The sequence below is a fragment of the Erythrobacter sp. genome (assembly GCF_023653175.1).
In the GTDB taxonomy this organism is placed as follows: Bacteria; Pseudomonadota; Alphaproteobacteria; order Sphingomonadales; family Sphingomonadaceae; genus Erythrobacter.
Genome location: NZ_JAMNXL010000018.1, coordinates 20,249 through 33,949 on the forward strand (window position 1 = coordinate 20,249; position 13,701 = coordinate 33,949).

Annotated in this window: 14 protein-coding genes and 1 tRNA gene; 1 reads left to right on the forward strand and 14 read right to left on the reverse strand. The window is 66.7% G+C overall.

Features of this window, described 5'->3' with window-relative positions; genetic code table 11:
- Position 1 precedes the first annotated feature (1 nt).
- The 6 genes from NBV68_RS03990 to NBV68_RS04015 form a co-directional block, all read right to left on the reverse strand.
- Positions 2-1,999, reverse strand: a complete 1,998-nt coding sequence (locus NBV68_RS03990; RefSeq protein WP_296307434.1) for a heme lyase CcmF/NrfE family subunit — start codon at positions 1,997-1,999, stop codon at positions 2-4.
- Between the two features lie 29 nt (positions 2,000-2,028).
- Positions 2,029-2,490 carry a cytochrome c maturation protein CcmE gene (gene ccmE / locus NBV68_RS03995; RefSeq protein WP_296307435.1) on the reverse strand — a complete coding sequence of 154 codons (462 nt, stop codon included), beginning with the start codon at positions 2,488-2,490 and terminating at the stop codon, positions 2,029-2,031.
- A 9-nt stretch (positions 2,491-2,499) separates the two neighbouring features.
- Entirely contained in the window at positions 2,500-2,640 is a 141-nt protein-coding gene (locus NBV68_RS04000) for a heme exporter protein CcmD (RefSeq protein WP_296307436.1), read from the reverse strand.
- Positions 2,640-3,395, reverse strand: a complete 756-nt coding sequence (ccmC, locus tag NBV68_RS04005) for a heme ABC transporter permease CcmC (protein WP_296307437.1) — start codon at positions 3,393-3,395, stop codon at positions 2,640-2,642. Before ccmC ends, NBV68_RS04000 begins: the two co-directional genes overlap by 1 nt.
- Before the next feature lie 99 nt (positions 3,396-3,494).
- The gene (locus NBV68_RS04010; RefSeq protein WP_296307438.1) at positions 3,495-4,562 is read right to left on the reverse strand and encodes a Glu/Leu/Phe/Val dehydrogenase dimerization domain-containing protein; all 1,068 of its coding nucleotides are present in this window, start codon (positions 4,560-4,562) and stop codon (positions 3,495-3,497) included.
- A 65-nt stretch (positions 4,563-4,627) separates the two neighbouring features.
- Positions 4,628-4,704: transfer RNA gene (locus NBV68_RS04015), tRNA-His, on the reverse strand.
- A 233-nt stretch (positions 4,705-4,937) separates the two neighbouring features.
- Between NBV68_RS04015 and NBV68_RS04020 the strand changes: the two genes are divergently transcribed.
- A complete protein-coding gene (locus NBV68_RS04020) occupies positions 4,938-5,585 on the forward strand; it encodes a 2OG-Fe(II) oxygenase (protein WP_296307439.1) in 648 nt (215 codons plus the stop codon).
- A 76-nt stretch (positions 5,586-5,661) separates the two neighbouring features.
- Here NBV68_RS04020 and rpmE read toward each other — a convergent pair whose 3' ends face one another.
- The 8 genes from rpmE to uppS all read right to left on the reverse strand — a co-directional run.
- A complete protein-coding gene (gene rpmE, locus NBV68_RS04025; RefSeq protein WP_285710887.1) occupies positions 5,662-5,889 on the reverse strand; it encodes a 50S ribosomal protein L31 in 228 nt (75 codons plus the stop codon).
- A 218-nt stretch (positions 5,890-6,107) separates the two neighbouring features.
- Positions 6,108-6,581 carry a 3-hydroxyacyl-ACP dehydratase FabZ gene (gene fabZ / locus NBV68_RS04030; RefSeq protein WP_296307443.1) on the reverse strand — a complete coding sequence of 158 codons (474 nt, stop codon included), beginning with the start codon at positions 6,579-6,581 and terminating at the stop codon, positions 6,108-6,110.
- Between the two features lie 22 nt (positions 6,582-6,603).
- Positions 6,604-7,290 (reverse strand): OmpH family outer membrane protein, encoded by a 687-nt coding sequence (locus NBV68_RS04035; RefSeq protein ID WP_296307445.1) that lies wholly within the window; start codon positions 7,288-7,290, stop codon positions 6,604-6,606.
- Complete coding sequence (gene bamA, locus NBV68_RS04040; protein ID WP_296307446.1) at positions 7,290-10,031, reverse strand: outer membrane protein assembly factor BamA; 2,742 nt, start codon at positions 10,029-10,031, stop codon at positions 7,290-7,292. The genes NBV68_RS04035 and bamA overlap by 1 nt, the downstream gene beginning before the upstream one ends.
- 184 nt (positions 10,032-10,215) lie before the next feature.
- The gene (gene rseP, locus NBV68_RS04045) at positions 10,216-11,313 is read right to left on the reverse strand and encodes an RIP metalloprotease RseP (RefSeq protein ID WP_296307452.1); all 1,098 of its coding nucleotides are present in this window, start codon (positions 11,311-11,313) and stop codon (positions 10,216-10,218) included.
- Positions 11,314-11,329: 16 nt separating this feature from the next.
- On the reverse strand, positions 11,330-12,496 hold the full coding sequence (dxr, locus tag NBV68_RS04050) for a 1-deoxy-D-xylulose-5-phosphate reductoisomerase (protein WP_296307448.1): 1,167 nt from the start codon (positions 12,494-12,496) through the stop codon (positions 11,330-11,332).
- Positions 12,493-13,272, reverse strand: coding sequence for a phosphatidate cytidylyltransferase (locus tag NBV68_RS04055; protein WP_296307449.1), 780 nt, complete (start codon positions 13,270-13,272; stop codon positions 12,493-12,495). The genes dxr and NBV68_RS04055 overlap by 4 nt, the downstream gene beginning before the upstream one ends.
- Positions 13,259-13,701 (reverse strand): polyprenyl diphosphate synthase (gene uppS, locus NBV68_RS04060; protein WP_296307450.1); only part of this gene is annotated, 443 nt, incomplete at its 5' end. The genes NBV68_RS04055 and uppS, both read right to left, overlap by 14 nt.

Consider the following 13,701-nt stretch of genomic DNA (forward strand, 5'->3'; position numbering starts at 1 on the left):
TCTACTCCGCCGGCTGGGGCGCGGGGACGCCCCCGGAACCGCCCAGCGCTTCGACGTCGGCGCGGCGCTGCGCGCCCTTGGCGGTGGCGCTGCGGCGCTTCAGATCGACCCCCAAGCGGCCGGCAATGGCGAGAATGCCGCCGAGCCCGATCAGCAGCCCGCCATACCAGATGAAGGTCACGAAAGGCTTCCACCAGATGCGGATCTGCCAGCGCCCGTCCTCGGCCTGATTGCCGATCACGGCGTAAAGCTGGCCGTTCCACTTGGTGAGCAGCGCGCTTTCCGAAGTCGATTGCGGCGGCGACCAGAAGCTGCGCGCCTGAGGGGTGAGGAACACCGGTTCGCCGCCATCCTGACGCACCGCCAGCCGCGCCTCCATCGCGGTCCAGTTGGGGCCGGCGATCGGCGTGACGGCTTCGAGCGTTACCGCGAAATCGCCGATCTGCTCGGTGCCGCCGGGCGCGACTGCGGCGAGGCGCTCCTCGGAGAAAGCGCCCTCGCAGGCCATGCCGAACAGCGAGACAGCGATACCGAAATGGGCAACGACCATGCCCCAAGTCGACAACGGCACGCGTACGAGCTTGCGACCACGCAGGGGCAGGACAGCGGCGACTGCCAGCGCCGCGGCAAGGCCGAGGCCGAGCAGCGGCAGCAGCGGAAACTGGCCGAAGAAGCTCACCAGTGCGATCACCCCGATCACCAGCGCGGCGATCAGCATCAGCTCGAACTGGATGCGCGCCGGCTTGTCGCTCTTCCAGCGCAGCAGCGGCCCGACCGCCATCACCAGCAGCATCGGGATCGCGAAGATCGCGCCCGCCGGGTTGAAATAGGGCGGGCCGACGCTGACGCGCACATTGAAGGCCTCGGTCAGCAGCGGGTAGAGCGTGCCGAGCAGCACGATTGCGAGGATCGCCGAGAGCATCACATTGTTGAACACCAGCGCGCCTTCGCGGCTGGCGGCGGCAAAGCGCTTGCCCTCGGCGACGGCACCTGCGCGCAAGGCGAAGATGGTGAAGGCCCCGCCGATATAGAGCCCGAGCAGGGCGAGGATGAAGGCTCCGCGTTCAGGATCGACCGCAAAGGCATGGACGCTCGTCAGCACGCCCGAGCGCACAAGGAAAGTGCCGAGCATCGACATAGAGAAGGCGAGCACGCCGAGCATGATCGTCCACGTGCGCAAGGCATCGCGCGCGGCCAGCACGCTCACCGAATGCATCAGCGCGGTCGCGGCGAGCCACGGCATCAGCGAGGCGTTCTCGACCGGGTCCCAGAACCACCAGCCGCCCCAGCCAAGCTCGTAATAGGCCCAGTAGGAGCCTGCCGTGATCCCCAGCGTCAGCAGCACCCATGCGCCCAGCACCCAGGGGCGCATCACGCGGGCGAAGGCGGGATTGACCTCGCGCGTCATCAACGCGCCCATTGCAAGGCTGAAGGCGACCGACAACCCGACATAACCGGCGTACAGCGTCGGGGGGTGGATCGCGAGGCCGATGTCCTGCAGCAGCGGGTTGAGGCCGTTGCCCTCCACCGCGGGCACCGGCAGGCGCTCGAAGGGGTTGGAAGACAGCAGCAGGAAGGCATAAAAGCCCAGCGCCACGAAGCCCTGAACGGCCAGCGTTGCGCCCATGGTGCGCTCCGGCAGGCGCTTCTCGAACGCCGCCAGCAGGCCTCCCGAGGCCGCCAGCACGCCGACCCACAGCAGCATTGAGCCCTCGTGGTTCCCCCAGGTGCCGGTCAGCTTGTAGATGAACGGCTTCATCGAATGCGAATTGGTCGCCACCAGCTTGATCGACAGGTCGGTGACCGCAAAGGCGCGCAGCAGCAGCAGGAACGCGAGCACCGCGAGGAAGGCCTGCACCACTGCGGCAGGCCGCGCGTAGATCGCCAGCGCATTGGCCTCGCCCGGCGCAGCCCGCAACGAAGCGGCACCCGAGACCATTTGGAGCACGGCGAGCGCGGCGGCGAGCCACAGGGCAGCCAGGCCAATCTCGGCAATCATAGCTTGGCCCTCACCTTGCGTTCCATGCGCTACTCGAGCCCCACCGTCGTATCGGCGGCCATCTTGGCGGCCGCGTCGGTGCCCATGCCCTCAAGCTCCTTGGGCACGTAATTCTCGTCATGCTTGGCGAGCAGGTTGGTCGCCTTGAACACCCCGTCCGGCCCGATGCTGCCCTCCGCGACCACGCCCGAGCCCTCGACGAAGAGATCGGGGAGGATGCCGCTGTAGCGCACCGGAATGGCGTCGGCCGTGTTGCCGGTGACCTTGAAGTTGACCGTCACCCCGTCCGCCTCGGTAACCAGCGAGCCCTTCTGCACCATCCCGCCAAGCCGAACCGCCTGCCCGACCTCGGGGGGCGTGGCGGCCATCTGTTCGGGCAGGTAGAAGTAATTGGCCTGATTGCGCAGGGACCACGCCGCGAGCAGACCCGCGCCGACGATAGCGAGGAGCGCGATGATCACCAGAACAAGACGTTGATGCTTGGCTTTCATACGTCCCTCTCAGCGGCGCCGGGTGGCATCACGCCGCGCTTCGGCGCGCACCATCGCGCGCCACGCCCAGATGACAAGTGCGATGAGTGCAACCGCCGCGACGCCATAGGCGAGCCACACGAAATCCCACTGGTTGAGGTCCTCGCGCATCAGGCCTGCTCCGCCATGGCAGGCGGGAGCGCCGCATCGTCATCCAGCGCACGGCGGCGCAGGCGCGCCTCGACCTGCTGCTGCGCAATCAGTGCCCGCATTCGCATCAGCACGATCGCGCCGAACAATAGCGAGAAGCCCACCACCGCCACCAGCAGCGGCACGAGGAAGGTCGCCTCGATCGCGCTCTTGCCCGCGGTGATGCTCGGCGGCTGGTGGAGCGAGTTCCACCACACCACGGAGCGGTTGATGATCGGCACATTGACCGCGCCGACCAGGCCGAAAATCGCGGCGATCTTGTCCGAAGACCCCTCGCGGTTCGCCGCCTCGGTCAGGGCGATGTAGCCTGCGTAGAGGAACAGCAGCACCAGCATGGAGGTCAGCCGCCCGTCCCACTCCCACCAGGTGCCCCAGGTCGGGCGGCCCCAGATCGAGCCGGTGGCAAGGCACACCGCGCAGAACACCATCCCCGGCACCGCAATCGCCCGCGCGGCAATGGCGGCGAGCGGGTGCTTCCAGATCAGCAGCATGGCCGAGGAAATCGCGATCCCCGCCCAGCCCCCCATGCCCAGCCATGCGGCGGGCACGTGGATGAACAGGATCCGCACCGTCTCGCCCATCAGGCGGTCGGGCGGGACCATGAACAGGCCCCATGCGACGGCGCCCAGCGACAGCGCCAGACCGCTCCAGAACAGGAGCGGCATCAGCCACTTTGCGAGGGCGAGAAATCGGGTGGGGTTGGCGTAGATGTGCATGGGTTTGGCTGTCGGGGCGGCTTGTAGCCTTACACCCGTTCCCGACAAGAGCGCAAATGGCGGCGCAGCGGAATTGTTCCCGCTGGCCGCCCCCGGGCCTCAGCCCCGCCCGATCAGCTTTTGCGCCATCCGGTCGGCAACCACGTCGGACGTGAGGCCGCTCGCGGCGCTCTCCTGCCAGATCGATTCGAGCCGCCCGGGGATCTGCGCGACCAGCGCGTTGACCTCGGCAACATCGCCTACCCGGCCCTCGCGGCGGGCGAGGTATTCGGTCGCGACCGAGATGATGCCGCCGGCGTTGATGACATAGTCGGGCGCGTAGAGAATGCCGCGCGCCGCCAGCTTCGCGCCGTGTTCCGGGCGCGCGAGCTGGTTGTTCGCCCCGCCCGCGACGATCGTGCAGTCGAGCGCGGCGATCCCGGTATCATCGAGGATCGCGCCAAGCGCATTGGGGCTGAAGACATCGCACGGCGTCGCCATGATTGCGTCCGAGGCAACCGCCACGCCGCCAAGTTCGGCGGCGAGCGCAGCGGCGCGCGCTTCGTTGATGTCGGCAAGCGTCAGCTTGGCGCCGTCGCGGGCCAGCAGGCGGGCAACGCCGCCGCCGACCGAGCCCGTGCCCTGCACCGCGACGTGGACGCCCGCGAGGCTGTCCTTGCCAAGCTTGTGCGCCGCCGCCGCCTTGATGCCGAGATAGATGCCATAAGCCGTGAACGGCCCCGGATCGCCGCCCGCCGAGCCCTCGCCCTCCACCGGCAGGCCCGAAACATGCGCGGTGCGCTGCGCGACCGCGACCATGTCGGCTTCCGAAATGCCGACGTCCTCGGCGGTCACGTAACGCCCGCCGAGCGCCTCGACGGCATCCCCGAAGGCGGCGAGCATCGCGGGGGTCTTGATGCGTTGTTCATCGGCAAGGATCACCGCCTTGCCGCCGCCCATCGGCAGGCCCGCCATCGCGTTCTTGTAGCTCATGCCCCGCGACAGCCGCAGCGCATCGCGCATCGCGCCGGCAGGATCGCTATAATGCCAGAAGCGCGTGCCGCCGGCCGAGGGGCCGAGGTGGGTCGAATGCACCGCGATGATGGCCGTCAGCCCGCTCGCCCGGTCGTGGACCAGCGTCACGGATTCGTGCGCGTCGAAATCGGGCTCGGCCCAGAATGCGGTCATCTCGTCTCCCCTGCCGCGCGCGCAGACGCGGCGCGGACGTGCCATTCACGCAACAAGGGGGGAAATGGGGCGACCAATGGGGCTCGAACCCACGACCTCCGGTACCACAAACCGGCGCTCTAACCAGCTGAGCTATGATCGCCACACGCCCCTGCCCGCATACCACCATTTCGGTCGCTGCCAAGCCCGCGCGAAGCGAGGCGGTTGACGCATGGCAGCCGCACCGTCAAGGCCTGCGGCAAGGGAGGGGCGCCTCTTGCACAAAGCCCGTTCCAAGGGAAGCGAAAACTGCGCGGAGCAGCCCAGCGCGCAAGATTGTTACGCCGCCCCAAAAGCGTTGCCTCGCGGACGGGCGCTTCTATTGTCCGCGCCGCCATGACTGCCCCAAGCGAATCCGCAAGCGAATCCATCGCCGACCGCCTCGCCGCGCATCCCGCCATGCAGCGCGTACCGACTCCCAAGGCCGCCGTGTTCCAGCACAAGCGATTCGTCGCGCCGGATCTGGCGGCCGAGCTGATCGCGCTGATCGACGCGGGCCGCCGCCCCTCGACCATCGCCGACGACAACGGGGACGCCTATTTCCGCACCAGCGAGACCTGCGATCTGGATGCCGGCTTGCCTGCGGTGCAGCGGATCGAGACGCTGCTGACCGAGCTGTCCGGCATCGACCCCGCCTACGGCGAACCCTTGCAGGGCCAGCGCTATGCCGAGGGGCAGGAGTTCAAGGCGCACACCGACTACTTCACCCCCGGCGGGCGGGACTTTCAGAAGTTCTGCGCGCTGTCGGGCAACCGGACCTGGACTTTCATGGTCTATCTCAACGACGTCGACGCAGGCGGCGCGACGCGCTTCAAGCTGATCGACAAGACCTTTCAGCCCGAGGCAGGCAAGCTGCTGTGCTGGAACAACCGCCTGCCCGGCGGAGCGGTGAACCCGGCAACGCTGCACCACGGGATGAAGGTGCGAAAGGGCGTCAAATACGTCATCACCAAGTGGTACCGCGAGCGGCGCTGGGAGGGGTGAGCGCGCAAACGAAAAAGGCGAGCCCGTCGGCCCGCCTCCCTCGTTGCGGGCCGAAGCCCGCGCAGCTTGGATAAGCTTACTTGTTCTTGAGGCTGAGCCCGCCGAAACGCTTGTTGAACTGCGCCACGCGGCCGCCTTCGGAAACCTGCTGCTTGCCACCGGTCCAGGCAGGGTGGCTCAGCGGATCGATATCGAGCGCGAGCACATCGCCTTCCTTGCCCCAGGTCGAGCGGGTCTGGAATTCGGTGCCATCGGTCATCTTGACCGTGATCATGTGGTAGTCGGGGTGCCCTTCGGCCTTCATGACGGTATCCTTTGCAGCCCAGCACCGGTTCCGACCGGCACAGCTATGAAACGGGAAGCGCGCGCCTTAGTGGCGAAAGCGAGCCAATGCAACCTTAGATGTTCGCAGGATCTTCGGTTGCGAAGCAACGGCAAGGCCACGCGGCCGAGCCGCAGGTGCCTCGTAGCGAAGCGGAGAGAACAGCACCGAGGACGAGGGCGCGGAGGCGCCCTCGCAACTCAGATACCGTCGGTCATCATTGCGGTGAATTCCACTTCACAGGTCGTCTTGCCCTCGACGCTGGCCACACCCTTGAACTTGTAGACGCGGCTGCGCTTCTGGGTGAATTCCACGTGCAGATCGAGCAGGCAGCCCGGGGTCACGGGGCTCCGGAACTTGGCGTTCTCGATCCCCATGAAGATGACGAGCTTGCCGGTGCCGGCGAGCTCCATCGTCTCGATCCCGAGGATGCCGGCGGCCTGCGCCAGCGCCTCGATCTGGAGCACGCCGGGCATGATCGGCGCGCCCGGGAAGTGGCCCTGGAAGAACTGCTCGTTCATGCTCACGGCTTTGACCGCGTGGATGCGTTCGCCCAGCTCAATGGCCTTGACCCGGTCGACCAACAGCAGCGGGTAGCGATGCGGCAAGGCCTTGAGGATCTTGACAATATCGTAATCGAGCGGCTCTGCCGCCGCGCTACCTGCCTCGCTCATCGGTCAGCCTTCCCGCGCGCGATCAGCGGCCATCGACCGGGGCGGGCGTGCCCTGCTGCGCGGCGGCGGCCTGCTGCTGCTGCGCGATCGTGGCGGCGATCAGGCGCTGCTGGATCTCCTGGTAGATCTGCACTCCCTCGCGGCTCGGCTGCCAGCCCGACGGCGGCACCACGCCGACCGCGGGCACGCGCGTGTTGAGCGCGGCGGTGACCTTGGCGGTGATGTCGGCCTCGGGCGGCGCGAACAGCAGCGAACCCGGATCGATCACGAACTTGATCTGGTCCTTGGTGGTCACGTCCTGCAGCGCCGAGGGGTACTGGACGATGATCTGCTCGACCGCGAACACCCGCGCGCCGTCGATCTGGTTGTTCAGCGCGTTGATCTCCTGCTCGAGCGTCTGGAGCTTGGCGAAGTCGGGCGACTTCTGCATCGTCGCCTGCTCGGCATCGTCGACCTGCTTGTCGCCGTTCTTGTCGAACTTGGCGAGCATGGTCTGCCGCTCCTGCGCCTTGGTCCGGCGCAGCTCGTTCTGCTGGGCGTAGGTCGTGTTGACCTGCTCGTAGGCGGTCTGGAAGGCGGCGGTGCCGATGATGGTGCGCGGGATGTCGACTGTGGCGATGTTACCCTGGACCTGCGCGCTCGCGGGCAGGGCTGCGGCAGCAGCAAGGATCAGGCCCGCAGGCGCGAGCAATTTGGCAAGACGTGTCATCAGAATTGGGTTCCTACATTGAAGGTGAATCGCCGCTCGTCATCACCCTCGACCTTGCGGATGGTCTGGGCGAAGTCGATGCGGAAAGGTCCGAAGGGCGAGTTCCAGTTGACCCCGATGCCGGCGGTGATGCGCGGGCTCGGCGAGTCGCCGACGAACAGTTCGCGCAGGTTGGTGCCCCCTACGATCAGACGGCAATTGGGCGTTCCGTCCGCCTGGGTCGCGCTGGTCGTGACCGGGCCGAGCGCAGAACAGGCGCCGGTGCTGTATTGCAGCTGGCCGTCGGTGTTGCGCTGCTGATTGCCGCCCGGATTGACCGTGAGCACCGGGGTCTCCACCGACCACAGCGCGCCGACATCGGCCCAGATCGAGGGCCTGAGGCCCAGCTCGCGCGCGCCCGAACCGAGCGGAATCTCGAGCTCGGCACGGCCGAGATAGTAGTTGCGTCCGCCGATCGCGTCGTCGCGGTTGTTTTGACGGACCGTGTCGTAGGTCGGATTGCCGCTGGCATCGAGCACGGGCCGGTTGAAGCCGTCGAGGATCGACTGCTGGGTGAGGATACGCGGGCCCACGCCGCGGATCGCGAAGCCGCGGAACTGCGGCTCGCCGAGGAAGAAGCGGTCGGTCAGCAGCACGTCGTCAACACCCGCGCCCGCGCGCTCCTGGAGCGGGATGATGGTGCCGCCCTCGGCCAGGATCGAGAAGATGAAGCCCGAATTGCCGACGTTCCAGAACTGCTGCGCGCGGCCCCGGAAGCGCACGTAGCGCACGTCGCCGCCAAGGCCGGCGAATTCGCCCGACAGCGAGATCGTCTTGCCCCGCGAGGGGCGTACGCGCGAATTCAGCGAGTTGTAGCTGAGGCTGAGCCCGACGATCGAGCTCAGCCGCTCGCCGATCGAATCGCACAGGAAGCGGCCCGCGCGCAGCGGATCGCATTCGAGCGTCCCGTCGCCGTTGAGGTCGGAGAAGAACAGGCTCTCGTCGAGGCTGACGTCGTCGTAGTTGAGCGTGTAGCTGCCGATCAGCGCCATGTACTCGGTCAGCGGCACCCCGGCGCGCAGCGAGAAGCCGGTGGTGGCCTGCTGGAAGGTCGTGTTGCGATCATTGCCGGTGAAGTTGAAGCTGTTGAAATCGCGCCGGTAGATGTCGACCCCGCCGGAGATGTTGCGATCGAAGATGTAGGGATCGGAGAAGCTCACCTGCGCCGAGCGCGAGAACTGCGAATAGTTGACGCTGAGCCCGATGGTCTGACCGCGCCCGCGGAAGTTCCGCTGGCGGATGCTGCCGGCCAGAATGAACTGCTCGATCGAGGAGAAGCCCGCCGAGAACTGCAATTCGCCGGTCGGCTTCTCTTCGACATTGGCTTCAAGGATGATGCGGTCGGGCGCGCTGCCCTCGACCTGCTTGACCTCGAAGTTCTCCTGGAAATAGGCGAGCGAATTGATGCGCGCATTGGTGCGCTGCACGGCCAGGCTGTTGAAGGCGTCGCCCTCGGCAAGGCGAAACTCGCGGCGCACGACCTTGTCCTGCGTCAGGGTGTTGCCGTTGATGTCGACCCGCTCGACATAGACGCGCGGCGCCTCGCGCAGGGTGAAGGTGACGTTCATCTTGCGGGTTTCGGGATCGCGCTTGAAGCGCGGCTGGACGTCGGCGAAGGCATAGCCGAAGCGGCCCGCCAGCTCGGTCAGCTGCTCGACCGTGTCCTCGACGGTCTTGGCGTTGTAGAAATCGCCCTCCTTCATCGGCAGCTGGGTGCTCATCACCTCGCTGTCGAAGTCGCGCAGCTGGCTGTCGACCTTGACCTCGCCGAAAGTGTAGCGCTCGCCCTCCTCGACCACGTAGGTGATGATGAAGTCGCGCTGGTCAGGCGTCAGCTCGGCCACCGCCGAGACGACGCGGAAGTCGGCATAGCCCTCGGTCAGGTAGAACTGCCGGAGCTTCTGCTGGTCGAAGGCGAGGCGATCGGGATCGTAGCTGGTGTTCGAGCTGAAGAAGGTGGTGAGGCGCGACTGCTTGGTCACCATCTCGCCGCGCAGCTCGCCGTCGGAGAACTTCTCGTTGCCGAGGATGTTGATCTGGCGGACCTTGGACTTCGGGCCCTCGGTGATCTCGAAGACAATGTCGACGCGGTTCTGCGGCAGCTGCACCAGCTTGGGCTCGACCTTGGCGGCGAACCGGCCCTGGCGCTTGTAGAGCTCGATGATGCGCGCAACGTCGGCGCGGACCTTGGAACGGGTGAAGATCTGGCGCGGCGCGAGCTTGATCTCGGGCACGATCTTGTCGTTCTTGATCCGCTTGTTGCCTTCCAGCACGATGCGGTTGATCACCGGGTTCTCGGTGACGGTGATGACGACATTGCCGCCATCATTGCGGATCGAGGAATTGGCGAAGAGCTCGGTCGCGCCGAGGTCCTTGATCGCCTCGTCGGCGGCGGCAGCGGTGTATTCCTGACCGACGCGCAGGCGGATGTAGGAGAGGATGGTGGTCGGCTCTAGCCGCTCGGCGCCGACCACGGTGATGGTGCGGATGGTGTCGGCTCGCTGCGCCGGGGCGGACGCAGGATTAGATGCGGGTTGTCCGGCGGGCGCGGCAGGCGGGGTCTGGCTCTGCGCATCGGCGAGCGAGGGCACGCCCGCAAGGATAGAGCCGCAGGCAAGCAGACTCGCCAGCCGCAGCGGCTTGCGCGGCGCAGCGGGAGTGCAGTTGACCGGCGTTCCGCCTGTCTGACTCAATCGGTTCATGCTGCTAAAATCCCGTTCTCAACCCTGTGCACCGCACATTTGCAAAAGATGTTGCGGCAACTTGCCAGCTTCCCGGTGCGATCCCCGTGTCGCACTGCCCTGCCCTCGTCGACGCCTCTGCCCCATGTGCCTTGCGCGGGTCAAGCCGCGCGCGCCGGGCTGACTTGCCTATCCACCACCCGCGTCAGCTGCCGAAGATCGGGAGCGAAATAATGTCATTCACCGTCACCACCGCCATCAGCATCAACACCAGGACGATCCCGGTGCGATAGGCCCATTCGGTCGCCTGCGGTCCCACGGGTTTCCGGCGGATCGCCTCGGCCGCGTAGAACATCAGGTGCCCGCCATCGAGCGCGGGGATTGGCAAGAAGTTGATGAATGCCAAATTAAGCGAAATGAGCGCGGCAAAGTGGATGAAGGCGGCAGCCCCCATGCTCAGCTGCTCGCCCGAATACTTGGCGATCTTGAGCGGCCCGCCCAGTTCCTTGACCGAACGCTCCCCGGTGACGATCTGGCGGATGCCGGTGATCATCATGCCCGTAAGATCCCAGCTCTGCTGGACGCCCAGCGGGATCGCCTCGAGGAGGCCCACCTTTTCAATCTCGTACTTGCCGCCGGCCGGCGCGATGCCGATGAGGCCTTCGGTGCTGACATTGCCGAAACTGTCCTTGCGCGTCGCTCGCGCGGTGGTCAGGGCGATTGCGACATCGGCGCCGCCGCGCTTGACGGTGAAGACCATGCGCTTGCCCGGATGGAGCGCGACCCGGGTCTTCAGATCGGTGAAATCGCGCACGGCCTGACCGTCGATGGCGACGATAACATCGCCCACTTTCATCCCCGCCGCTTGCGCCACGCTGCCTTCGGCGAATTGCCCGATTGTGCGCGAGTCTTCGACGCCGACGATCACCGGCTTGCCGATGACCGCAAAGAAGGCCGCGAAAATGCCGACGGCAAGCAGCAGATTGGTGACCGGCCCGGCCGCGACGATCAGCGCGCGCTTCCACAGGGCGGCGGCCTGAAAGCTGCCCGCCTCGACCGGCGCATGGGGATCGGGGATGCTCGCGGGGTTCATGTCGCCCTTGAACTGCACGTAACCACCCAAAGGGAGCACCGAGAGCTTCCAGCGCGTGCCGCGCTTGTCGGTGAAGCCCGCCAGCTCCTTGCCAAAGCCGACCGAGAAAGCCTCGGCATGCACGCCGAACAGGCGTCCGACCAGCAAGTGACCGAGTTCATGCAGGGTGACCAGCGGCCCGAGCAGCAGCACGAAGCCGAGCAGGTACATCCAGAAAGGGGGGCTTTCAAACAAGGGCCTGGGTCTCCAGCAGGGCTTGGGCCTGCATCCTTGCGGAATGGTCCACTGCGAGCACTTCTTCAAGGCTCGCGGGGCGCGGGGCATCATTGCTGCGCGCAAGGGTCTCCTCGACCAATGCGGCAATGCGGGTGAACCTGATCTGACCGGCAAGGAAGGCGGCAACCGCGACTTCGTTGGCGGCGTTGAGGATCGCGGGCGCGGAGCCCCCTGCCCTGATCGCGTCGCGTGCGAGCCGCGTGGCGGGGAAGCGCTCCTCGTCGGGCTGGAAGAAGGTAAGCTCGCCGATTGCGGCGAGATCGAGCGGGCTGAGCGGGGTTTCCATCCGCTGGGGCCACGCGAGACACGAGGCAATCGGCACGCGCATGTCGGACGGGCCGAGCTGCGCCAGCGTCGAGCGGTCGCGGAATTCGACCATCGAGTGGATCACGCTCTGCGGGTGAACCACGATCGCGAGCTTCTCCAGCCCCACCGGGAAGAGGTGATAGGCCTCGATATATTCCAGCCCCTTGTTCATCATCGTCGCGGAGTCGACGCTGATCTTGGCACCCATCGACCAGTTGGGGTGGGCGACGGCCTCGGCGGGGGTCGCCGCGTCAAGCTGGGCCTGCGTCCATGTCCTGAGCGGCCCGCCACTCGCGGTCAGAGTGATCTTCGCCACATCCTCGATGCGGTTTCCGGCGAGGCATTGGAAGATCGCGTTATGCTCGGAATCGGTCGGCAGCAGCGTGGCGCCGTGGCGCGTCACCGCCTCCATCAGCACCTCTCCGGCCGAGACCAGCGCCTCCTTGTTGGCGAGCGCGATGGTGCCGCCGCGCTCCACCGCCGCCATGACCGGAGCGAGGCCAGCGCAGCCGACGATGGCGGCGACGGTCATGTCGACCGGGCGCGCCGCCGCTTCGATCAGTGCTGCGCGGCCACCCGCGGCCGCGATCCCACTTGAGCCCAAAGCTTCGCGCAGTTCGGGCAGGCAACTTTCGTCACCCACCACCGCGAGCTTCGCGCCGAATTCCACCGCAAGCGCCGCCAGTTCCGCCGCAGAGCACTGCGCGGTCAGCGCCTCCACTTCCCACGCATCCGGGTTACGCCGCACCAGATCGAGCGTCGAGGCGCCAATCGATCCGGTCGCGCCTAGCAGGGTGAGGCTGCGCTTCATGCCGCGAACATCAACCACAGGAGCCTGGCCTGCTCGATCACGAACAGGGTGAAGAATACCGAAATGAACCCGTCGAGCCGGTCGAAGAGTCCGCCGTGCCCGGGAATCAGGTGCCCTGAGTCCTTCACACCCGCGCGGCGCTTCATCCAGCTTTCGAAGAAATCGCCCGCCTGTGCGAGGATCGCGATGAACAGCCCCCCCAGCACCGCCATCGCGATGGCGAAGATCGAGGTGCCTGGCGCAGCGGCGGGGCCGAAATCGGTGAGCTCCACCGCCACCCCCACTAGCCCCGCGAGCAGCGCGCCGCCGAGAAAACCCGCCCAGGTCTTGGCCGGGCTGATCTTCGGCGCGATCTTCGGGCCGCCAATGGCGCGCCCTGCGAAATAGGCCCCGACATCGACCGCGATCACCGGCAGGATGAAGCCGACCAGCACCGCCAGCGGCCCATAGCCCGATTGCAGCGGATCAAGCGGCAGCACCTGCCGTCCGTTCCTAACCACCATCATCGCATAGGCCGCCCCGCCGACATAGATCACCCCGGCAAAGAACCACAGCGTCTCGGCCAGACCCGACAGGCCGAAGCGCTCGATCAGCTTGTTCCATTCCCAGATCACGCCGCCGGCGAGCAGCACCACGAAACCGGTCCAGAACCACCCGCCCAGCCACAGCGCGCCGCCTGCCAGCACCAGCATCACGATCGCCGAGGCGAGCCGCACCGGCAGATCGGCCACGCCCGCGCGCGTGTCCCTCACCCGTGCCGCATTACCGTCCGCCATAGCGCCGCTCCCTCCGCGCAAAGTCGTTGAGTGCCTGCGTCAGGTGCGCAGGCTCGAAATCGGGCCACAGCGTATCGACGAACAGCATCTCCGCATAGGCCGCTTGCCACAGCAGGAAATTCGACAGGCGGATTTCCCCGCTGGTGCGGATCAAGAGGTCGAGCGGCGGCAGGTCGTGCGTGTCGAGATGCGCGGCGATGGCCTCGATGCTGACCTCGCCTTCCGCCGCAGCCTTGGCCGCTGCGCGCGCAATCTCGTGCTGGCCGCCGTAGTTGAGCGCGACCGCCAGCGTCTGCCTGCCGTTCGCAGTCTGCGCCAGCGCGTCCTCGAGCATGGCGACGATATCGGGGGCGAGCGATTGCCAGTCACCGATGATCTTCAGCTTGACGTTGTTGGCGACGAACTCGGGCAGGTCGGATTTGATGAACC

What these genes read in the sequence shown, in the direction of transcription:
- NBV68_RS04010 (WP_296307438.1), bottom strand. Translation starts at nt 4,562, where the DNA reads ATGACCGCATTCTGGGCCGAGCCCGATTTCGACGCGCACGAATCCGTG.
- rseP (WP_296307452.1), bottom strand. Translation starts at nt 11,313, where the DNA reads ATGTACCTGCTCGGCTTCGTGCTGCTGCTCGGGCCGCTGGTCACCCTG.
- NBV68_RS04055 (WP_296307449.1), bottom strand. Translation starts at nt 13,272, where the DNA reads ATGGCGGACGGTAATGCGGCACGGGTGAGGGACACGCGCGCGGGCGTG.
- rpmE (WP_285710887.1), bottom strand. Translation starts at nt 5,889, where the DNA reads ATGAAGGCCGAAGGGCACCCCGACTACCACATGATCACGGTCAAGATG.
- NBV68_RS04000 (WP_296307436.1), bottom strand. Translation starts at nt 2,640, where the DNA reads ATGCGCGAGGACCTCAACCAGTGGGATTTCGTGTGGCTCGCCTATGGC.
- bamA (WP_296307446.1), bottom strand. Translation starts at nt 10,031, where the DNA reads ATGAACCGATTGAGTCAGACAGGCGGAACGCCGGTCAACTGCACTCCC.
- NBV68_RS03990 (WP_296307434.1), bottom strand. Translation starts at nt 1,999, where the DNA reads ATGATTGCCGAGATTGGCCTGGCTGCCCTGTGGCTCGCCGCCGCGCTC.
- ccmE (WP_296307435.1), bottom strand. Translation starts at nt 2,490, where the DNA reads ATGAAAGCCAAGCATCAACGTCTTGTTCTGGTGATCATCGCGCTCCTC.
- ccmC (WP_296307437.1), bottom strand. Translation starts at nt 3,395, where the DNA reads ATGCACATCTACGCCAACCCCACCCGATTTCTCGCCCTCGCAAAGTGG.
- fabZ (WP_296307443.1), bottom strand. Translation starts at nt 6,581, where the DNA reads ATGAGCGAGGCAGGTAGCGCGGCGGCAGAGCCGCTCGATTACGATATT.
- NBV68_RS04020 (WP_296307439.1), top strand. Translation starts at nt 4,938, where the DNA reads ATGACTGCCCCAAGCGAATCCGCAAGCGAATCCATCGCCGACCGCCTC.
- dxr (WP_296307448.1), bottom strand. Translation starts at nt 12,496, where the DNA reads ATGAAGCGCAGCCTCACCCTGCTAGGCGCGACCGGATCGATTGGCGCC.
- NBV68_RS04035 (WP_296307445.1), bottom strand. Translation starts at nt 7,290, where the DNA reads ATGACACGTCTTGCCAAATTGCTCGCGCCTGCGGGCCTGATCCTTGCT.